At 34.8% G+C, this 21,318-nt stretch carries 27 protein-coding genes; 11 read left to right on the top strand and 16 right to left on the bottom strand.

The genetic code is table 11. The features are described from left to right. Positions 1-12: 12 nt before the first annotated feature. Positions 13-813 (bottom strand): WecB/TagA/CpsF family glycosyltransferase, encoded by an 801-nt coding sequence (locus tag LAU42_RS03425; protein WP_224184290.1) that lies wholly within the window; start codon positions 811-813, stop codon positions 13-15. Between the two features lie 136 nt (positions 814-949). Here LAU42_RS03425 and tagH point away from each other — a divergent pair, with 136 nt between their 5' ends. Beyond that, entirely contained in the window at positions 950-1,741 is a 792-nt protein-coding gene (tagH, locus tag LAU42_RS03420; protein WP_224184289.1) for a teichoic acids export ABC transporter ATP-binding subunit TagH, read from the top strand. 50 nt (positions 1,742-1,791) lie between these two features. Here tagH and LAU42_RS03415 read toward each other — a convergent pair whose 3' ends face one another. The 7 genes from LAU42_RS03415 to LAU42_RS03385 all read right to left on the bottom strand — a co-directional run bounded on the left by LAU42_RS03415 (position 1,792) and on the right by LAU42_RS03385 (position 7,662). Beyond that, positions 1,792-3,036 carry a Glu/Leu/Phe/Val family dehydrogenase gene (locus tag LAU42_RS03415; protein WP_224184288.1) on the bottom strand — a complete coding sequence of 415 codons (1,245 nt, stop codon included), beginning with the start codon at positions 3,034-3,036 and terminating at the stop codon, positions 1,792-1,794. A 93-nt stretch (positions 3,037-3,129) separates the two neighbouring features. After that, positions 3,130-4,323: an ornithine--oxo-acid transaminase gene (locus tag LAU42_RS03410; protein WP_224184287.1), complete on the bottom strand. Its 1,194-nt coding sequence runs from the start codon at positions 4,321-4,323 to the stop codon at positions 3,130-3,132. A gap of 102 nt (positions 4,324-4,425) precedes the next feature. Continuing rightward, complete coding sequence (gene pruA, locus LAU42_RS03405; protein WP_224184286.1) at positions 4,426-5,970, bottom strand: L-glutamate gamma-semialdehyde dehydrogenase; 1,545 nt, start codon at positions 5,968-5,970, stop codon at positions 4,426-4,428. Between the two features lie 130 nt (positions 5,971-6,100). Further along, positions 6,101-6,469, bottom strand: coding sequence for a S1 domain-containing post-transcriptional regulator Ygs (gene ygs, locus LAU42_RS03400; RefSeq protein WP_224184285.1), 369 nt, complete (start codon positions 6,467-6,469; stop codon positions 6,101-6,103). 66 nt (positions 6,470-6,535) lie between these two features. Beyond that, positions 6,536-6,790, bottom strand: a complete 255-nt coding sequence (locus LAU42_RS03395; RefSeq protein ID WP_224184284.1) for a DUF1871 family protein — start codon at positions 6,788-6,790, stop codon at positions 6,536-6,538. Next, positions 6,774-6,944: a hypothetical protein gene (locus LAU42_RS03390; protein WP_224184283.1), complete on the bottom strand. Its 171-nt coding sequence runs from the start codon at positions 6,942-6,944 to the stop codon at positions 6,774-6,776. Before LAU42_RS03390 ends, LAU42_RS03395 begins: the two co-directional genes overlap by 17 nt. A 127-nt stretch (positions 6,945-7,071) precedes the next feature. Further along, positions 7,072-7,662, bottom strand: a complete 591-nt coding sequence (locus tag LAU42_RS03385; protein WP_224184282.1) for a peptidylprolyl isomerase — start codon at positions 7,660-7,662, stop codon at positions 7,072-7,074. A 63-nt stretch (positions 7,663-7,725) separates the two neighbouring features. Here LAU42_RS03385 and LAU42_RS03380 point away from each other — a divergent pair, with 63 nt between their 5' ends. The 10 genes from LAU42_RS03380 (at position 7,726) to LAU42_RS11910 (ending at position 15,530) form a co-directional block, all read left to right on the top strand. Then, entirely contained in the window at positions 7,726-8,103 is a 378-nt protein-coding gene (locus LAU42_RS03380) for a kinase-associated lipoprotein B (RefSeq protein WP_224184281.1), read from the top strand. A gap of 172 nt (positions 8,104-8,275) precedes the next feature. Continuing rightward, the gene (locus tag LAU42_RS03375) at positions 8,276-10,657 is read left to right on the top strand and encodes a Na+/H+ antiporter subunit A (RefSeq protein ID WP_224184280.1); all 2,382 of its coding nucleotides are present in this window, start codon (positions 8,276-8,278) and stop codon (positions 10,655-10,657) included. After that, positions 10,638-11,069, top strand: a complete 432-nt coding sequence (locus LAU42_RS03370) for a Na(+)/H(+) antiporter subunit B (protein WP_224184279.1) — start codon at positions 10,638-10,640, stop codon at positions 11,067-11,069. The genes LAU42_RS03375 and LAU42_RS03370 overlap by 20 nt, the downstream gene beginning before the upstream one ends. Further along, entirely contained in the window at positions 11,069-11,410 is a 342-nt protein-coding gene (locus LAU42_RS03365; RefSeq protein WP_224184278.1) for a Na(+)/H(+) antiporter subunit C, read from the top strand. Before LAU42_RS03370 ends, LAU42_RS03365 begins: the two co-directional genes overlap by 1 nt. Further along, entirely contained in the window at positions 11,403-12,881 is a 1,479-nt protein-coding gene (locus LAU42_RS03360) for a Na+/H+ antiporter subunit D (protein ID WP_224184277.1), read from the top strand. Before LAU42_RS03365 ends, LAU42_RS03360 begins: the two co-directional genes overlap by 8 nt. A 1-nt stretch (position 12,882) precedes the next feature. Beyond that, positions 12,883-13,362 carry a Na+/H+ antiporter subunit E gene (locus tag LAU42_RS03355; protein ID WP_224184276.1) on the top strand — a complete coding sequence of 160 codons (480 nt, stop codon included), beginning with the start codon at positions 12,883-12,885 and terminating at the stop codon, positions 13,360-13,362. Further along, positions 13,359-13,661 (top strand): Na(+)/H(+) antiporter subunit F1, encoded by a 303-nt coding sequence (locus LAU42_RS03350; protein WP_277601859.1) that lies wholly within the window; start codon positions 13,359-13,361, stop codon positions 13,659-13,661. The genes LAU42_RS03355 and LAU42_RS03350 overlap by 4 nt, the downstream gene beginning before the upstream one ends. Then, on the top strand, positions 13,633-13,974 hold the full coding sequence (gene mnhG / locus LAU42_RS03345; RefSeq protein ID WP_224184275.1) for a monovalent cation/H(+) antiporter subunit G: 342 nt from the start codon (positions 13,633-13,635) through the stop codon (positions 13,972-13,974). The genes LAU42_RS03350 and mnhG overlap by 29 nt, the downstream gene beginning before the upstream one ends. A 159-nt stretch (positions 13,975-14,133) precedes the next feature. Further along, the gene (locus LAU42_RS11915) at positions 14,134-14,676 is read left to right on the top strand and encodes a helix-turn-helix domain-containing protein (RefSeq protein ID WP_338147625.1); all 543 of its coding nucleotides are present in this window, start codon (positions 14,134-14,136) and stop codon (positions 14,674-14,676) included. Beyond that, a complete protein-coding gene (locus LAU42_RS11910) occupies positions 14,631-15,530 on the top strand; it encodes an IS3 family transposase (RefSeq protein ID WP_331463387.1) in 900 nt (299 codons plus the stop codon). Before LAU42_RS11915 ends, LAU42_RS11910 begins: the two co-directional genes overlap by 46 nt. A 119-nt stretch (positions 15,531-15,649) precedes the next feature. Here LAU42_RS11910 and LAU42_RS03335 read toward each other — a convergent pair whose 3' ends face one another. The 8 genes from LAU42_RS03335 to LAU42_RS03300 form a co-directional block, all read right to left on the bottom strand. Next, a complete protein-coding gene (locus LAU42_RS03335; protein ID WP_420907978.1) occupies positions 15,650-16,045 on the bottom strand; it encodes a PaaI family thioesterase in 396 nt (131 codons plus the stop codon). A 21-nt stretch (positions 16,046-16,066) separates the two neighbouring features. Then, positions 16,067-17,380, bottom strand: coding sequence for a Na+/H+ antiporter family protein (locus tag LAU42_RS03330; RefSeq protein WP_224184274.1), 1,314 nt, complete (start codon positions 17,378-17,380; stop codon positions 16,067-16,069). Between the two features lie 58 nt (positions 17,381-17,438). Further along, complete coding sequence (locus tag LAU42_RS03325; RefSeq protein WP_224184273.1) at positions 17,439-18,386, bottom strand: hypothetical protein; 948 nt, start codon at positions 18,384-18,386, stop codon at positions 17,439-17,441. A gap of 10 nt (positions 18,387-18,396) precedes the next feature. Continuing rightward, positions 18,397-18,717: a YuiB family protein gene (locus LAU42_RS03320; protein WP_224184272.1), complete on the bottom strand. Its 321-nt coding sequence runs from the start codon at positions 18,715-18,717 to the stop codon at positions 18,397-18,399. 10 nt (positions 18,718-18,727) lie between these two features. Then, entirely contained in the window at positions 18,728-19,207 is a 480-nt protein-coding gene (locus LAU42_RS03315; protein ID WP_224184271.1) for an NUDIX domain-containing protein, read from the bottom strand. 72 nt (positions 19,208-19,279) lie between these two features. Beyond that, positions 19,280-20,497, bottom strand: a complete 1,218-nt coding sequence (locus tag LAU42_RS03310; RefSeq protein WP_224184270.1) for an NAD(P)/FAD-dependent oxidoreductase — start codon at positions 20,495-20,497, stop codon at positions 19,280-19,282. Between the two features lie 132 nt (positions 20,498-20,629). Continuing rightward, entirely contained in the window at positions 20,630-20,989 is a 360-nt protein-coding gene (locus LAU42_RS03305) for a HesB/IscA family protein (RefSeq protein WP_224184269.1), read from the bottom strand. Positions 20,990-21,000: 11 nt separating this feature from the next. Beyond that, a complete protein-coding gene (locus LAU42_RS03300; protein ID WP_224184268.1) occupies positions 21,001-21,237 on the bottom strand; it encodes a YuzB family protein in 237 nt (78 codons plus the stop codon). Positions 21,238-21,318: the final 81 nt, after the last annotated feature.

Below are 21,318 nucleotides of genomic sequence, written 5' to 3'. Positions count from 1 at the left end.
ATATCCTCTTTTCTATTCTTTTTCTTTTAAATGTTTATATGGATCATACTTTTCATTAAACATTTGTTTACGTACTTCAAGCATAAACATCGGTATTGTCGTTGCACGTTTAAAGCGTTTAAAGTCTGTCATAATACGGTACAGCCATTCCAGATTAAGCTTTATGAATAATTCAGGAGCACGTCTGACATTGCCGCTGAACACATCAAATGAGCCACCTACGCCCATAAAAACTGTATGTTTAAAGTGATGCTGATTAAAGTATATAAAACTTTCCTGCTTCGGAAAACCCATTGCAACAAATACATAGTCCGGTTCAAAGTCTTTTAACTTCTGTAAAGTTTTCTGGTCATCTATTTCTTTATACCCGTGTTTAGACTTAAATGTTATATTCGGAAACTGGACGCTTAATTTTTTCTTACACTTTTTAACCGTCTTTTTCGAACTTCCTAATAGAAATACTTTCTTATGCTCTCTATTGGCGACTTCAAGCATTCCTTCCATTAACTCAATACCAGGAACGCGCGCTTTCATTGGACGACCTAATTGCTTTGATGCTTTAATAATACCGATACCATCCGGTACTATCAAGTCTGCCATAGATATACGTGTCATATAACTTTCATTTTTATGTGCCATATATGCAATTTCTGGATTAGCTGTTACGATAAATAAATTATCATGCGTGTTTAACGAGTCAAACTGTTTAATTATCGCTAAAGCTTCGTCGTTTGTTATATCATTAAAAGGAACACCTAATACGTCACAAATCGGAGTTGTAATATCATTATTTTTTAATAGTTCATATGTCATTGGTCAAGATGTACGAAACATCCATCACCTCTTTGCAATTTTCTAGTATAATGTATATTATAATATACAGTATTTAAACATTCTTTACAATCTCTTAACATTTACATATTAAACCAATATATAAGGATGAATAACAATGAAACCTACAGTAAAATTTGAAAACGTCACGAAAGAATATAAACTTTTTAATAACAATAAAGAACGCCTGCTCGATATTATAAGACCGAAGAAAACGAAGCGATTTTATGCATTAAAAGATATTAACTTTGAATCATATGAAGGAGATGTTATCGGATTAGTTGGCATAAACGGATCCGGAAAATCAACAATCAGTAATATTATCGGTGGCAGTGTCGCAATTACAAATGGACACGTTGAAAGAAATGGTATCGTCAGCGTTATCGCAATTGCTGCTGGATTAAATGCACAACTTTCAGGATATGATAATATTGAATTTAAATTACTGCTTATGGGATACTCTAAGTCTAAAATTAAAGAGCTAACGCCAAAGATTATTGAATTCTCTGAGCTCGGTGACTTCATTTATCAGCCAGTGAAAAAATATTCAAGTGGTATGAAATCAAAACTCGGCTTTGCAATCAGTATTAATGTAGACCCAGATATATTAGTAATCGATGAAGCGTTATCTGTTGGTGACCAGACATTTACACAAAAAAGCTTAAAAAAGATTCATGAATTTAAAGATGCCGGTAAAACAATTTTCTTCGTCAGCCATAATTTACGACAAGTGCGTGATTTCTGTTCAAAAATTATGTGGATTGAAGCCGGAGAAGTAAAAGCATTTGGAGAAACAGACGATATTATGGATCAATACGAAGCATTTTTAAAAGAATATAAGAAAAAAAGTGCAAATGAGCAAAAAGCATTCCGTAATAAACTCAATGAAAAACGTTTTTTCTTTAAATAATAAAATAAATCCCGTGATTGCATTAATGCAATCACGGGATTTTATTTATATTAAGCCCATCCACGGTAACGTGCAGCTTCAGCTGTACGCTTAATTCCGATAATGTATGCTGCTAAACGCATATCGATGTTTCTGTTTTGTGATAACGTATAAACATTATCAAAAGCAGTGATTAACTTATCACGTAATTTTTCATTAACTTCTTCTTCAGTCCAGTAGTAACCTTGGTTATTCTGTACCCATTCGAAGTATGAAACCGTTACACCACCTGCACTTGCAAGTACGTCTGGAACTAATAGAATACCGCGTTCAGTTAAGATCTTAGTTGCTTCCGGTGTTGTTGGTCCATTTGCAGCTTCAACTACGATATCTGCTTTAATATCATGTGCATTATCACCAGTAATCTGGTTAGAAATCGCAGCTGGTACTAAAATATCACATTCTAATTCGAATAATTCCTTATTCGTAATTGTATCTTCAAATAAGTTAGTAACTGTACCGAAACTATCACGACGATCTAATAAATAGTCAATGTCTAAACCATTTGGATCATGTAATGCACCGTATGCATCAGAAATACCTACGATCTTAGCACCTGCATCGTATAAGAACTTCGCTAAGAAGCTTCCTGCATTACCGAATCCTTGAATTACAACACGAGAATCTTTAATTTGTTTTCCGCGGCGTTTCGCTGCTTCTTCAATTGCAATAACAACACCTAATGCAGTTGAACGGTCACGTCCTTGTGAACCACCAAGTACAATCGGTTTACCAGTAATGAAACCTGGTGAATTGAATGCATCCATCATGCTGTATTCATCCATCATCCATGCCATAATCTGACTGTTAGTAAATACGTCTGGTGCTGGAATATCTTTCGTAGGGCCAACAATTTGGCTGATCGCACGAACATATCCGCGTGATAAACGTTCTACTTCGTGAATACTCATTTGACGTGGGTCACATACGATACCACCTTTACCACCACCATAAGGTAGATCAACAATACCGCACTTTAATGTCATCCACATTGATAAAGCTTTTACTTCCGCTTCATCAACATCCGGATGGAAACGCACCCCACCTTTAGTAGGACCAACAGCGTCGTTATGCTGTGCACGGTAGCCTGTAAATGTTTTTACTGTTCCATCATCCATACGAACTGGAATACGTACAGTTAATAAACGTAAAGGTTCTTTCACTAATTCATACATACTTTCATCGAAGCCTAATTTATCCAGTGCTTCATGAATAATTTCCTGTGTAGATGACACTAAGTTAGTAGTTTCTGACATTTTATTCGCCTCTTTTTTCATTCTATAATTCTACATGTTTAATTGTAACATATTAAAAAACTTTTAAAAGTCCTAAAATGAAAACGCTATCAATTATTTTGTGAAGACTTGTTTAACCTTCTCAATTGCCCAATCTAAATCCTCTTTAGAGATGATTAATGGTGGAGCAAAACGAATAACTGTATCGTGTGTTTCTTTACATAATAAACCTAATTCTTTTAATTGTTCACAGTAAGGACGTGCTGCTTCATTTAATTCTACACCGATAAATAATCCTTTACCGCGTACTTCTTTAATAACTGGATTATCAATTTTCTTAAGTTCAGCCTGGAAGTATTCTCCTAATTCTAATGAACGATCTGCTAATTTCTCATCAACTAACACATCTAATGCCGCACTTGATACTGCACATGCTAATGGGTTTCCACCGAATGTTGAACCGTGACTTCCTGCATTAAATACTTCTAAAATTTCTTTATCTGCTAATACACAAGAAATTGGGAATACACCGCCACCTAAAGCTTTACCTAAAATATACATATCAGGCACTACATTATCCCAATCTGTAGCGAACATTTTACCTGAACGTCCAAGTCCAGCCTGAATTTCGTCAGCAATGAATAATACATTGTTTTCTGTACATAAATCACGAACTTCTTTTAAGAAACCGTCGTGAGGAATGTTAATACCTGCTTCACCTTGAATTGGCTCTAATAATACTGCAGCAGTATTTGGTGTAATTGCAGCTTTAATTTGTTCGATATCACCGAAGTCAACAAGTTTGAATCCACCTAATAATGGGCCATAACCACGTTGATATTCCGCTTCACTTGATAATGATACTGCAGCCATCGTACGACCGTGGAAGTTGCCGTTCATAGCAATAATTTCAGCTTGATCTTTCGCTACACCTTTTACGTCATAAGCCCAACGACGCGCAGCTTTAATTGCAGTTTCAACAGCTTCAGCACCTGTATTCATCGGTAATACCATTTCTTTACCTGCAAGCTTACAAATCTTTTCATACCATGGTCCTAACTGATCACTGTGGAAAGCACGAGATGTTAATGTCACGCGATCTGCCTGATCCTTTAACGCCTGAATAATTTTCGGATGACGGTGTCCTTGGTTAACAGCAGAATATGCTGATAACATGTCCATGTATTTGTTACCTTCCGGATCGCGTACCCAAACACCTTCTGCTTCAGAAATTACGATTGGAAGTGGATGATAGTTCGGCGCACCGTAGTGATTTGTAATTTCGATTATATCTTGTGATTTAGTCATTTTTATTCCCCTTTTTTACAATTTTTTATAAAAGCAGTAGTGAATTCACACTACTGCTTTATTAAATTAATTATTTGATTGTTTAAAGTACAAACATCGAAATTAAAGCATTTCAGAAGTTGTTTTACCTTGCATGTGTAACACTAAGTAATCAGGTCCACCTGCTTTAGAGTCTGTACCTGACATTTTGAAACCACCGAATGGTTGGTATCCAACGATAGCACCTGTACATCCACGGTTAAAGTATAAGTTACCAACGTGGAAGTCACGGCGTGCTTGTTCTAAATGCTCACGGTTGTTCGTAATAACTGCACCAGTTAAACCGTAATCTGTATCATTTGCAAACTTAATTGCTTCAGTAAAGTCTTTCGCTTTTGCAATACCAACAACTGGTCCGAAAATTTCTTCCTGCATAATACGGTCATCATGTTTAACATCAACGAATACAGTTGGGTGAACGAAGTTACCAACAGCCTCATCAGTAGTTCCACCTACTAATAATTTACCTTCTTGTTTACCGATTTCAATGTATTCTTTAATTTTGTTTAATGATTTATCATCAATTACAGGTCCCATAAAGTGTTCATTCGTTTCTGGGTTACCTACAGTTAATTTTTCTGCTTTTTCTTTCACTTTCGCTACAACTTCGTCATATACTTCTTCAAGTACGATTGCACGTGAACAAGCTGAACATTTTTGTCCAGAGAATCCAAATGCTGACTTAACGATTGACTCTGCAGCTAATTCTAAATCCGCTTCAGCGTCAACAACGATCGTATCTTTACCACCCATTTCAGCGATAACACGTTTTAAGTTTAACTGACCTTCGTGTACTTTCGCAGCACGTTCATAAATATGAACACCTACGTCACGGCTACCAGTGAATGAGATGAATCGTGTATCAACGTGATCTACGATAAAGTCACCGATATCACGGCTTGAACCTGGGATGTAGTTTACAACACCTTTAGGCATACCCGCTTCTTCTAATACTTCCATAAACTTGTAAGCAACTACAGAAGTGTTTGAAGATGGTTTTAATAATACAGTGTTACCTGTAACGAGTGGTGCTACAGTAGTACCAGCCATAATTGCTAATGGGAAGTTCCAAGGTGAAATAACAACACCTACACCTAATGGAATGTAATCGTATCTGTTATATTCACCAGGACGGCTTTCTACTTTAACACCGTCTTTAAGGCGTAACATTTCACGTGCATAGAATTCTAAGAAATCAATACATTCAGCTGTATCAGCATCAGCTTCGTTCCAAGGTTTACCTGCTTCTTTAATTAATAACGCTGAGAATTCATGTTTTCGGCGACGAATAATCGCTGCAGCACGGAATAAAATGTCAGCGCGCATTGCTGGATTTGTAGATCTCCAAGTTTCAAATGTTTCTTTCGCTACTGCCATCGCACGCTCTGCATGCTCCTGTGTTGCCTGAGAAACATGACCGATTGTTTCTTCTCTTTTTGATGGGTTGAATGAGCGTAATTTGTTTTCTGTCATTACACGCTCCCCACCAATAATTAATGGATAGTCCTGACCAAGGTAACCGTTTACCTTTTCAATTGCTTCAAGCATCGCTTGTTTATTTTCTTCTACAGTAAAATCTGTAAATGGTTCGTGTTTGTACGGAATCATTTATTATTTCCCCCTTAATAGTTTGGTTAGAAAACCCTTACATACATATAATGAACAATTTTCAGCAATTGTTCAACCCTTATTACTCAAAATTTTCACAAAAATTTTTATGCATTTAAGTGCATAAAAATTATAGCTTTAAGCCACGTTCTATCCACTCCGGTAAACGTTCTTCCAAAGTTTCAAAACCGATGGATTCAGGCTCGTCCAATTGTTCAAGAACAGAACGTTTAACCTTTTTGCGCTCTTGTTTCTTAAAGTAATCGTTCTCTTTAAGCGTTAAATTTAATTTCCCTTCTTCAGATACATTGATGACTTTTGCTTTTACAATTTGACCGACAGTTAACAGTAGATTTAAATTATGAACGTAATCATTCATCACTTCTGAAATATGAATTAAACCTTCTGTGTGATCATCTGTTTCAACAAATGCACCGTAAGGCTGAATACCTGTTACTTTCACTTTAATAAATTGACCTTTTTTATAATTTTTCTTCATGTTCATCCCTCATTTTCTTAACACTATTTTATCATAATTAGAAAAATTAAAAAAATCATGTGAAGCTTACACTTCACATGATGCATTAAGTTGATATATTTTGTTTAGAATACGTTCAATATCGGTTTTTTCGGGGGTTTCATTAAAACTAAATAAATATACAGCCTGAATTTTTTCGATTGTTGTTTCGTGTGATAACTTCTGATGAATGATGTCCATAATTTCATAGTATTCCATATCACCTTCAGTAGAATCATCAAGCTGCATCGGATTCCACTGACTTAAAATTTGATACATTTTAATATTAAATTCTGGATTCATGATCTTTGTCCTCTTTCAATCTTTCCATTACTTCCTGTTCAAATGCTTTTAATTTTTCTTCCTGTGCCTGAGAATTTTTCTTAAAATATTTAAAAGTAAAGTACGCAAGCGTCATAAAGAATATTAGCGAAAGCACTGCAGGTATATATTCCATTTTATTTTCTGGAAAATAAAGAAACTCCATCATAATTACTTCACACTCCTAATTTTTATCATTATAACATGATGGACATAAAAAAAATTCATAAGTCATGACGAATTCATGACTTATGAAAAGAATTTTATTCTACAGTAATACGTTCGATGATAACATCTTCAACCGGTTTATCCTGTCCACCTACTTTTACAGCTGCGATTGCTTCAAGTGTATCTTCACCTGCAATTAACTGGCCAAAAACTGTATGCTTCTGATCTAACCAAGGTGTACCACCACGTTCAGCATATGCATCTACTATTTCTTCAGGCCATCCACCTTGTTTTAATTGAGATAACATTTGTGCTGGTACTTGTTTCATCTGTACGATGAAAAATTGTGAACCATTCGTATTCGGTCCTGCATTCGCCATAGATAAAGCACCATATAAATTAAATGCTTCCATTGAAAACTCATCTTCAAATGCACTGCCATAAATACTTTCGCCACCCATACCAGTTCCAGTTGGGTCTCCCCCCTGAATCATAAAATCATTAATGACACGGTGAAATGTAATACCTTCATAATAACCACGCTTAGATAACTCAATAAAGTTTTCAACTGTTTTCGGTGCAATCTCCGGGAAGAGTTTAAACTGCATTTCACCTTTATTTGTATGCATTGTTACGCGTTTTTCATTTTTAGAAACTTCTGTACTTAATTGAGGAAAATTTGTCATTTTTCTCTCTCCTTCATGATATGATGTTTACAATAAACCATTTTAACATAAAGGATGATGAATATGTATTTTAGACTTATGCATAAAACAGGAATTTATATTGTTGAGCACCTCGAGTCAAGACAAAACGGTGAACTCGTTCAAGTGATCAATGTTATCACACACCCAACTCAAGGTGATCTGCACAACCGTAATGAAGTCGAAAATGTCTTTTTTCATGAGCGTCGTGCATTAAGCTACAAGGAAAAACGTATCGTTGATAAAAACTTGCTAAAACCGTATGAAGATGACGTACTTTCATATGAAGATTCTCTACGCAACGCAATAAATAAAATGGAAGAAAAATTAAAAAGTAATGACAATGCATTTAACAAACAGTCTTTATTGATGCTTCAAAATTTAAAAGCTGAATACGCGAAGCAATATAAAACTGATTTTTAATTTAATTTTGTGACAATTTCGTGAACTTTACATACTAATGAATATGGTTTCTTCTTATTTAAAGAAACATAAATTTTATAAACTTACGCTTTATTCTGTAAAACGACGTGCGTTAATAATCAGTCATTTTTCTGTATAATAGAGAGTATGAAATTAAAAGGAGGTTCATTCGATGTCTATATTACTTGTCGTATTACTTCCACTCATCGCCAGTTTATTACCTGGCATATTGTCGAAGTACGTTAAAGGCATACATACAGGATACTTTGTATTAATTGTTCCTGTTATTGCGTCGTTTTACTTTATATCGTTAATTCAATCGGTATTAAGCGCACCTATTATTAAACATTATTCATGGATGCCAAGCATCGGTTTAAACTTTGATATTCGTTTAGACGGATTAGCATTATTATTCACATTACTGATTTCTATCATCGGTTCACTCGTTGTATTTTATTCAATTCATTACTTACATAAAGATGAAGCGCTTGGACGTTTTTACACTTATTTGCTTTTGTTTATGGGGGCAATGTTTGGTGTTGTGACAAGCAACAACGTGTTATCACTCTATTTATTCTGGGAGCTTACAAGTATATCAAGTTTCCTCTTAATTTCATTCTGGTATCATAAACAAAAATCAACAGATGGCGCATTAAAATCAATGTTGATCACAGTTTTTGGTGGTTTAATGATGCTCGGTGGTCTCAGTATATTAATTGGAATTACAGGAACACCTGTAATCTCTGAAATAATGGCACAGGCAACGAAAGTTCATGCGCATCCATTATTTATGTTAGCTGTTGTGCTTATATTACTTGCTGCATTTACAAAGTCAGCGCAGTTTCCTTTCCATATATGGTTACCGGATGCTATGGAGGCACCGACACCCGTTAGTGCATATCTACACTCTGCAACGATGGTTAAAGCCGGTATATATTTAATTGCCCGTTTTACACCGCTTTTTGCAGTGAGTAATGTATGGACATATGCCATTGTCATCGTCGGGTTGTTTACAATGTGTTTCGCTTCTATTAAAGCAGTCAATCAAATCGACTTAAAAGGTATTTTAGCTTTTAGTACTGTAAGTCAACTCGGTCTTATCATGAGTTTACTTGGTATTGGGTCACTGAGCTTTAAAGCTGGGCACGAAACATTGTATTATATTGCAGTTACAGCAGCTGTATTTCATATATTAAGCCATGCCTCATTTAAAGGCGCACTCTTCATGCTGGTCGGTATTATCGACCATGAAACAGGTACGCGTAACATTCATAAACTAAACGGTTTAATGTTTATTATGCCAATTACGTTTACGTTAACAACGTTAGGTGTACTCAGCATGGCAGGTGTACCGCCATTTAATGGTTTCATCAGTAAGGAGATGTTTTTAGAATCTGTTTTATTATCAACAGAACATCCGATGATCAATACGATTGTAAGTGGTTTTATTCTGACGTTAATGTTTGTTGGTAGTTTATTTACATTCATTTATTCATTAAAGATTATTAAAGACGTCTTTATTCCGAATAATATTAAAAACAATAGTGAAAAGAAACCGCATGAGGCACCGGTACTATTCTTATTATCACCGATAATACTCATTTGTGTAATGCTGTTCATTTCAGTATTTCCTGATATGTTCAGACCGTTATTACAGTCTGCAACAAGTGCGATTGTAAGCAATAATATTACATTAAACCATATACACCATTTCCACGGTGTGAATATACCGCTTATTGTAACAATTGCGATTATCGTAATTGGTAGTGCATTACTGTATTTCATTTCAAAATGGCAGAATGTATATCAGTTATGGCCAGAACAATTAAAGCTGAACAATTTATACAATTTCGCATTAGATCAGTCTCAAAAATTAAGCTTTGAAATTAATAGGAGGCTTGTATATCACTCTATACGTTTCAGTATTGCAAGCATCTTCTCTACATTGCTTATTATTACAGTTTACGTTTTCTTAAAAACAGACTTATCGATATATTTCGAATCAATTGCGAACATTCGATTATATGAACTGATTCTTATATTAATAATCGTTATTGCAACGATTATGATTTTAAAGGCGCAATCTCGTCTATTCAGCATTATTATGTTAAGTGCTATCGGTTATTCTATCGCTTTATTGTTTGTATTCTTTAAAGCACCGGACCTTGCACTGACACAACTTTCAATAGAAACCATCTCTACTGCACTATTTTTAATGTGCTTCTATCATATGCCAAAGAAATATCGCCATGCAGAAGAGAAGAAATTTAAATTTACGAATGTGCTTATCGCATTATCCACTGGTGTTATCGTGTCATTGATTGCACTTGTTTCTTACAGCAACAAACACTTTACATCAATTTCAGAATACTATATTAAAAATGTATACGATCTTGCTGCCGGTAAAAATATGGTAAACGTTATACTCGTTGACTTCCGTGGCTTTGATACTTTATTTGAATCAAGCGTACTGGCGATTGCAGGAATAGGTATTTATACATTAATCAGACTTAGAAAAACGAGAGGTGAACAAAATGAAGAAACAACACGATAATGATGTGATATTACAATTTTGTACGCTCGTCGTGTTCTTCATTATTGTAATGTTCGCATTCTCTATATTTATGAATGGTCACTACTTGCCTGGTGGTGGTTTCGTCGGCGGTTTGTTACTGTCTGCTGCTTTACTTATAATCTTAATTGCATATGATATTAAAACGTTATATCAAATTTTTCCGATTGATTTTAAGAAAATGATAGGTATCGGGCTTATATTCTGTTTTGCTACACCGCTTGTGAGTATATTTCAGGGCAAACCATTTTTTACGCATTCATTCGGAGAGCTCTATATACCTGTAATCGGAAACATTCACTATCATACTGCATTATTTTTTGATATCGGTGTTATGCTCGTCGTAATCGGTACGACGATAACGATAATATTAACGATTGGAGAGAATGAATAATGGAAATATTAATTATTATATTAAGTGGCATTCTTGTAGCTGCTGGCGTCTATTTAATTCTTTCTAAAAGTTTGCTTAGAATTATTATCGGTTCATCGATTATTTCTCACGCTGTAAACTTGCTATTACTTACGAGTGGGACGCTAAAAAATGCAGCCTCACCAATCTTTACCGGTGGGAACAAAGAATATGTCGATCCAATACCGCAGGCACTCATATTAACAGCAATCGTTATTAGCTTTGCGGTTACTGCATTCTTTCTCGTGCTTGCATTCCGTAGCTATAAAGAACTCGGCACTGATAATGTAGCAGATTACAAGGGGGTGCCAGACGATGAGTAATTTAGTTGTAATGCCGATAATCATACCAGCAATTACTGCAATTATATTAATATTAATCGGGAAGCGTCCGATTATTAAACGAATGGTTGCGTTTTTCGGAACATTAATTACATTTATAAGTGCAATGATTCAGTTCGTACACGTATATCGTAATGGCACAACGTATCTTGAGCTCGGAAACTGGAAAGTACCATACAGTATCGTTCTCGTCAGTGATATGTTTTCAAGCTTACTCGTTGTTACGACATCGTTAATAACGCTAGTCATGATATTTTATTCTTATCAGACAATCGGTAAAGACCGTGAAACTTATTATTACTACACGTCAGTAATGTTTATGCTGGCAGGTCTTAACGGTGCATTTACGACTGGTGATATTTTTAACTTATTCGTATTCTTTGAAGTGTTCTTAATTTCATCTTATGTACTGATGATTATCGGAGGTACGAAAATTCAGCTGCAGGAAAGTATTAAGTATATTTTAATAAACGTAACTTCTTCAGCGTTCTTTGTACTTGCTATAGGTATGTTATACTCTGTCATCGGTTCACTGAACATGGCAGATATTAGTAAACGTATATCTACAATTGAAAATCAGGATATTATCGTTGTAATTTCAATATTGTTTATCTTTATCTTTGCAACGAAAGCCGGAATGTTTCCGCTTTATTTCTGGTTACCTGGAGCGTACTACGCACCACCAATACCGATTCTTGCGTTATTCGGTGCGTTATTAACTAAAGTTGGTGTATATGCAATCTACAGAACATACAGCTTATTTTTCAGCTACTCAGGTCCGGTCGTAACGAACGTATTATTAGTACTAAGTTTATTAACGATTATATTCGGCTGTATCGGAGCATTAGCATACTTTGATATGAAGAAGATCATTATCTATAACATAATGATTGCTGTTGGTGTCATCATTATGGGAATCGTAATTTTCACGAAGGAATCAACTATTGGCGGTATATATTACTTACTGCACGATATGATTATTAAAGCGAGCCTATTCATGCTCGTAGGTGTTATCATCAAGATTACTGGTGAAACAGATATTAGAAATATTGGTGGTTTAATTAAACGTTACCCAGTGCTTGGCTGGACATTCTTTATTGCAGCTTTAAGTCTCGCAGGTATACCACCACTAAGTGGCTTCTTCGGCAAATATTTTATCGTGAAAGCAGCATTTATGGAAGGTTATACATGGAGTGCAATCATTATTCTGATCAGTAGTCTCGTTGTACTTCTATCTGTTATTAAAATTTTTATTATGGTATTCTTCGGTGATGATAAAAACAAAGTTTATCATCCTGAACCATATTATAAAACGTTAGTCGCTTCAGTAATTATGACTGCGATTGCTGTACTATTTGGAGTGGGCAGTGAACAACTCTATCCCTTTATTGCTCAAGCAGCAGAACATTTATACGATCCAGTGACTTACGTAAAAGCTCTGGGGGTGAAATAATATGGCGATACAATTAATTATTCACATCGGTCTTATGATTATGTGGGTTATTATGACTGGTTCTGCATCACTCGGTAACTTAATTCTTGGATATTTATTTGGACTATGTGCAATTTATGTCATGCGCCCATTTTTACCTGGTGGCTTTTACTTAATTCCTTTTTTAAAAGTACTACGATTATTTACGATATTTATTATCGAACTGTTTAAAGCAAATATCGGCGTACTAAAGATTGTAATGGCACCTAAAATTAATATTAAACCGGCATTTTTCACGTATGAAACAGATTTAAGAAAAGACTGGGAAATTAGTTTACTATCACTTTTAATTACTTTAACGCCGGGAACTGTCGTTGTTGCGGTTAGTGATGATAAATCAAAGTTATACATTCATTCAATAGACTTCAGTGATATTGAATCTGAATGTGCATCAATAAAACATTCATTCGAAAAAGCGATAAAGGAGATTGGTATACAATGATCAACATGGATATAATTGTAATAATTGCATTGATGCTAGTTTCTTTTGCGATGCTCGGTATATTGTATCGCGTTATTAAAGGTCCAGCACTTGCAGATCGCGTCGTTGCACTAGATGCACTTGGTATATCATTAATGGCGATGATTGCGCTATTCTCTGTATTACTTAACACAAAATATTTCATCAGCATTATTATGCTGCTTGCGGTACTTGCATTTTTAGGAACGACTGCATTTGCGAAGTTTATACAAAAAGGAGAGATTGTAGAATATGATCGAAACAATCGTACAAATCACTAGCATCATCTTTATTATGATCGGTGCATTGCTATCTTGTGTGAGTGCTATTGGGTTGATCAGACTCCCGGATGTGTACACGAGAGCGCATGCAGCAGGTAAGTCATCTACGCTTGGTGTTATGTTTATGATGTTTGGTGTCTTTCTCTTTTTCTTAGCGAGAGATCACCATTTTGAACCGACGTTAATCCTTGCGATATTGTTTATCTTTACGACAGGTCCAATCGGTTCACATATAATTATGCGTAGCGCATATTACAGCGGTACAAAGTATACAAATAGCACGATTAGAGATGATTTAAAGGAACAGAAATAACAAAACAGATCCAGACATAAGTTTCAATCTACTTTCGATTAACAGACGAAACGGCGGAACAAAAGTTGCCACTAAGACAAAAACCGAACAAAAACTATAAATCAAAGTGTGGTGCACCCCAAAAGTTAGACTTAAAATCTAACTTTTGGGGTGTTTTATTTGGCTAAATATGATTTGGAATTCAAGCTGAAAATCGTAATTGAATATATTAATGGCACAGGTGGATTCAGTGTTGTTGGTAAGCGTAATGGTATAAGTCGCTCTATGGTTAGAGATTGGTATAGAGCATATAGTGCCTTCGGCATTGAAGGGTTAGAAAGAAAAAGAAGTAAGAATAAATACAGTTTAGAGGATAAGATTGTTATACTGAGATGGATGAAAGAGAATAATGCTTCATTAAGTATTACTTCAACCAAATTCCGTATTAATAATCCATCTCTTATATCTTCTTGGGTGAATGCTTATAATAAGCATGGTATTGATGGATTGTCTGAAAAGAAGAAAGGAAGTCCATCTATGAAGAAGAAAAAAATTAATAATAGTAATAGTGACTATGTGAAAAAAATTGAACATGAAAATGAACTTTTAAGAGCTGAACTTGCCTATATAAAAAAGTTGAAAGCTTCAGGGATAAGTATACCGAACCGACTGCTAAAATCGAATCAAGAGTCATTAAAGAGCTCCGAAAAGATTTCAAATTAAACATTGTCCTTGAAGCACTGAAATTCCCAAAATCTACATATATGTATTGGCAGAAGCAGTTTGATAAAGAAAATAAGGATCAGAAAATAGAAAATCAAATAAAGGAAATTTTTGAGGAAAACGCCATGAATTATGGCTACAGAAGGATTACAGGTGAACTTAGAAATAGAGGATATATTATTAATCACAAGAAAGTTCAGAGAATCATGAGTAAATTGAATTTAAAATCAATCTCATTTACTAGAAAAAATAGAAAATATTCATCCTACAAAGGAAAAATTGGCCGTATCGCTGATAATTTGGTTAACCGTAGGTTTGATACAAATATTCCCTATCAGAAAATAACTACAGATACATCAGAGTTTAAATACCATTATCTTAATGAAAATGGTTTAATTTGTACTGGGAAGCTTTATCTTGACCCATTTATGGATTTGTTTAATAGAGAAATTATCTCATATAGTATATCCAAAAAGCCAAATGCAGAAGGTATTATGTCAGCACTTACAAAAGCTGTGGCATTAACAGATGCATGTGAGTTTAGAAGAACTTTTCATAGCGATCAAGGTTGGGCTTATCAGATGAAAAAATATAGGCAAAAGCTTAAAGATAATAAAATATTTCAGAGTATGTCCCGTAAGGGAAATTGTCTGGATAACTCGCCGATGGAGAGCTTTTTCAGTATTTTAAAACAGGAAATATTCTACGGAAAAGTTTATGAAAGTTATGAACAACTTGAAGCAGCAATTGAAAATTATATATGGTATTACAACAATAAGCGAATTAAATCAAAATTAGAATGGAAGAGCCCGATAGGGTTCAGAGAAAGTAGACTAAATGTAAAAATTGCATAAAAAAATGGAATGGATTTCTCCATTCCAAATAGTCTAACTTTTAGGGTTCACTACAAAGAGCGATTTATTAGTTTTGCTCGGTTTTTGCTTGTGGCAGAACACTTTTGGTCCAGCCTCTTTTATTTTTTGTGCTTTATTGCAATCGTTGCACGACTGATACAAATCAATGTTTCACCTTGCATGACTTCCATTTGCCAAATATGTGTTTGACGCCCTTTATGAATGATTCTCGCTTTAACTTCCACTGTCCCACTATTTACACTTCGAATATGATTCGCATTAATTTCAAGACCTAATGGAATTTCATCCTTATCCGTCAGTAAATTTGAACCGAGTGATGCAGCAGTTTCACATAATGCAACTGTAGCACCTCCATGTAAATAGCCAAATGGCTGTGTAACTTCATCTGATACAGGCATCGAAATTATTACGACTTCCCCGTCAAACGACTGAAACTTCATTTTCAGGTGCTTCATTAAGTTGTTCTGTTTAAATAATTGATGAATACTTTCCATATTAACTCCATTCGTTTTCCACTATAATATCATTGCTGCAATAAATCCACAAATGATGAGTGGAATATTGAAGAGCACAAATGTTGGTACACAAGTATCCCAAATGTGATTGTGCTGACCATCCATATTCAATCCAGCTGTCGGTCCTAGCGTAGAATCACTTGCCGGGCTACCCGCATCACCTAGTGCACCAGCTGTACCGATAACCGCAATAATTGCCGCAGTTGATAATCCGATTGATTCCCCTAACGGAATAAATAATGCTGCAATAATTGGAATCGTTGCAAATGATGAGCCGATACCGAGTGTTACGATTAAGCCGACGATTAACATGAATAATATCGTCATCGCTTTAGAACCGTGTGTAAAGTGCACCATATCTGCAACTAATCGCTCAACATCCCCTGTCGCTGACATTACACTTGCAAAACCATTAGCGGTAAGCATTACGACACCGATATATGCCATAATTTTAATGCCTGAAACAAGTTCATCATCAAGCGTCTTCCAGTCAAATGCAAACGAGATGAAAAACACTAATATACCTGCAAGTGCACCGAAAATCATTGATTCCGTCGTCAGCTGTACGATAAATGTTGCTAAAATCGCAACGATTGAAATAAATACAACATATGGTTTTAACACTTTTCTCGTCGTTTCTTCCTTAGACTGAATCATCTTATATTCACGTGGCTTTCTGTATACAACAAACGCAATCAGTAAGCCGACGACGAACCCTAGAGAAGGAATGATCATTGCAGGGAAAATTTGAGATAGTTCAATCGGTTGTCCTGCTTTATCAAATGCTTTTTTAATAATACCGTGAAATATATATCCAAATCCATATGGTAATAAAACATACGGAAAATTGAGTCCAAAAGTTAATATTACCGCAATTAAACGTCTATCGATCTTCAGTTCATTAAATAAACTTAAAAGCGGCGGAATAATAATCGGGATAAAAGCAATGTGCACAGGTAAAATGTTTTGTGACATACATGCCATAATAATTAAAGACACTAAAATCGTAATCTTCGTAACTGTTCTTGTTTTAACAGTGTTGTCTTTCTTTAACATGTTAATGATTTTCTCAACAAAATAATCCGTTATACCACTATAAGATAATATTGCGGCAAATCCTCCAAGTAATGCGTAACTTAATGCTACTTCACTACCATCAACGATGCCTCCAGAAAATGTACTGATTGTTTTATCAATACCTAAACCAGAAATTAATCCTCCAGTTAATGCACCAATAAACAATGAAAGTACGACATTCAGTCGGCATAAACTTAAAACTACCATTACTAATACTGCAATTAAAACTGCATTCATATAAAAACCCCCTTACTTAAAAACCCTTTAGTATATTAGCATACTAAATGATTATTATTCATACGTCAACCTTATTTTGAAAATTATTTATAATATACTGAAAATAAGTGTATAAACGCCAAGTACTATTAATATGTATCCAGTGAAATTTTTCATAGTCATAATGCAGTTGTGCGAATATATTTTCATTACTTAAAACGGGATAATCACCCGATTCATAATTAAATTGGAGTGGATAGTCTAAATGAATTGCAGCATCTAAAAATTGTGATGAATGTCCTGTAATTAAGATTTTTTCTTCATGTGTTTCCGATGTAAATACTACTGCTGTTTTTCTATATTGTTTTGCATAGCTCAGCACATCATAAAGCACCGAATGCTGCACGCTGCAGTTTAAATTTATCGATTTATTGTTAGATGCAATACGTGTTTTTTTCAGATAATGATTTTTAATTAAAATTTTGATGTAATCATCGCTCAGTTCAACATGCTGCAACGGATGATCTTCAGTGCAAATAACGATATTTAACAGTGAATGATCATGAATAAATTCTGAAACATTTAATATATATTCATGTGCTAATGGGAAGTAACGCTCAATTTCTAATCTTGAATGATGATATTCCTCATTGTTTACGTGGGGTTTAATTACTTTTCCCTGTTTTTTTATAATAAGTTCTTCAATCATATTGATAAAGTCGTCATTTAAATAATTTTTGAGTATAGCTAAATCTACTTTTAAGTGCACAGGTAATGACTGTAACTTATTGATACATTTTAATAACGCACGTATATCTTTAAATGTATAGTGCTTTAAGTTTCCACACGGTATTATGAAATATACGCTACCGTTGATATCCATCGTTTCAGGTTCGTCTTTATTCAATGGATGAATGCGTTTTAAGTCTTCATAAACTGTTGCATTCGTAAATGGCTTTAACTGACTGATTTGTGATGGTAAAAAACACATATAGTATGCTATATGTGTTTCGAATTGTTGATTCATATATTCACCTCTAAAACATCGTGTAACCGCTACGACGTAAATTACGTATAACAAAGCCTGCAGTAATCGCACCAACTAATCCACCAGATAACATGATAATATCTGCTGGCATCATATGTGTTAAACCACGAACGAGCTGGCTGAATGCAAATTTAGGCTTTAATATATAATCTGCAGTTGAAATTCTATCAACAATTGCAAATACTACGAATGGGTAAAGCACCGTCATTATCCATGTCGACTTTAGTAACATATTTAAAATAAATGCAATACCGAAAAATAATACAAAAAACAACACTGTTGAAATAATCAATTGTAGTAATGCTGTCACGCTAACCCTCCTATAAAAATAAATGATAGTGCGAATAATTAAATTGTGCGCCGGGTGATGTCGTACTTCTTAAACGTAGTGGTTGTGGCAGTTCCTCGATTAATGCCCTTACCATTGGGCTGCAGTTTTTGTCATGATAAAGTGATTCCGGTGCTATAAACTTAGCATCCTTTATTTCTTCATTCGGAATATCAACTTTAATCATCATTTCATCAGCACCAACGCGAAAAATAATCATATTATCCGAAATAATATCATTAATAACACCCGTTCTCACACCAATGACACCTTCAACTTGACCGGATATACCAGTTTCCTCGAAGATTTCACTTACAACAGCCTGATCTGCTGTTTCTCCATTCTCTACGAAACCAGCGGGAAAACTCCACATACCTTTCATGCCACCATACTGTTTAGCAACAACTAGCCACTCGCCAGCTTCATTAATGATGAGTCCACTTACACCTAGCCATACTTTGTCTCGTTTCATTTCATCACCTAATTATAAAATAAAAAGGATGGGACATAATACCCCATCCCTAAATATACTCATATTTAAAACTTATAGAAATTTACCTTTTTTGAATGCCACACCAGTACCACCGATTTTGAATACAGCACGTGTATCGATTAATTTCTTCATGAATGCTGCTTTTTTACCAGTAATTTCTTTGCCGAATACAACACCTACACCATCATTTGAACCTAAAGAACATACTGTTCCTTTATCGTCATATTCAAATGTAGATAATTTTTCGTTATTTAATAATTTCGTAATCGCATCTGCAGTAAACTCACCTTGCTGCATTGCGATTTGAGCTGTTGTTGGTAATGGACGCTTGTTATCGCCTTCACCAACCATAACTGCTGAACAGTCACCGATAACGAAGATATCATCGTAACCGTCGATACGTAAATCTTCACGTACAACGATACGTCCACGACGAACACCCTCAAATGATTCTTCCATTAATTTAGAACCACGTACACCAGCAGCCCAGATTACTGTATTTGCATATAACTGCTCTTCCTGCTCGTTAACTTTTACAACGAATCCATTTTCATTTGCAGCAACGATAGGCGTTGCAATCTTGAATTCAACACCACGAGCTTCAAGATAATTTACAACGTATTTCACTAATGTTTCTGAGAACATCGGTAACATTTTCGGTGCAGCTTCTACACATGTTACTTTAACTTTAGATTGGTCGATGTTGTATTCTTTACATAATTCAGGAATACGTTCTACTAATTCACCTAATAACTCAATACCAGTAAATCCAGCACCACCAACTAGGATCGCTAAATCTTTTTCGTCTTTTTCCGCACTGTTTGCATAGTTAGCAAAACGCTCTTCGATGTGTGTCGCAATACGGCGTGCAGTATTGATATTCTCGATTTGGAAAGCATGCTCTTTCATACCTTCGATTCCAAAGGTTTCAGATTCAAAACCAAGTGCAACTACTAAAATATCAAAGTTAAATGTACCTTTAGTAGTTTCAACAGTTTTGTCATCTTTGTTAATTTTAGTAACTTCTGCAGTAACAAAATCAACTTTAGATTGGTTTAATACACTTGCAATCGGATATAAACAATCTTGATATTCACGTGTCCCTGCAGACGCTTCATGTAACCATGTAGATTCATAGTGGTATTCATTTTTGTTGATTAATGTAATATCACAATCCTGTGCGCTAACTAACTTCTGAAGTTTTGTAGCCGTTTTAAGACCTGCGTAACCCCCACCTAAAATAACAACTTTTTTTCTTTTAAATCCCATCGATTTCACCCATTCTTATATAATTTAATTTTAAAAAATATTGTGATTTTTGTCACAAATGTATTTTTAACATTTCACCTTTTATATTAATCCTTTTACCGTATTTATTCAAGCATATACAAGTAAAATGTATTAACAGTTTTCAGGTGTTCCTGCAACATCTTTCGTTCTGAATGAACTACCACAACCACAAGATGCAATCGCGTTTGGATTTTCTATTGCAAAGCCGCCACCCATCAATGACTGCTTGAAATCAATTGTAGTGCCATTTAAAATCGGAGCATCTGTTTTATCAACTAAAACTTTCACACCATAATACTCCAGAATTTCATCATTTTCTGCTGGTGCTTCTTCTGCGCTCATACCGTATGATAATCCGGTACAGCCTCCACCTTTTACTGAAATCTTTAAGTATCCATCCGGCATGCCGTTTTTTTCCATCATTGATTTCACTTCATATGCTGCTGCTTCTGTCAAAATTACTGTAGACATTACATTACCTCCTAAAAAATCCATGTTTCTTTAATATGTTTATAAATATTCTCTTTTAAAGCTTCCGGTGTATCACCTGTCACAATATCGCCATTAACGAGTGCATATAAACTATCGCTGCACTGTCCGCAATATGTTAAGCACCCATAATCTAATACATCAATGTTATCATCCTTTGATAACTCATCAAAAACGATTTGCCCACCTTTAGCTAAATTAGATATACAAAATTCTACAATTGGATTCATTATATCATTCCTCTAAACATGATAACTAATACTTATCATGAATCATTATGATTTATTATAGCAAGTTTTATTGTATTGCTA

Origin of the sequence: Macrococcus armenti (assembly GCF_020097135.1) — a bacterium.
GTDB lineage: Bacteria > Bacillota > Bacilli > Staphylococcales > Staphylococcaceae > Macrococcoides > Macrococcoides armenti.
This window is presented reverse-complemented; position numbering and strand designations above follow the sequence as displayed.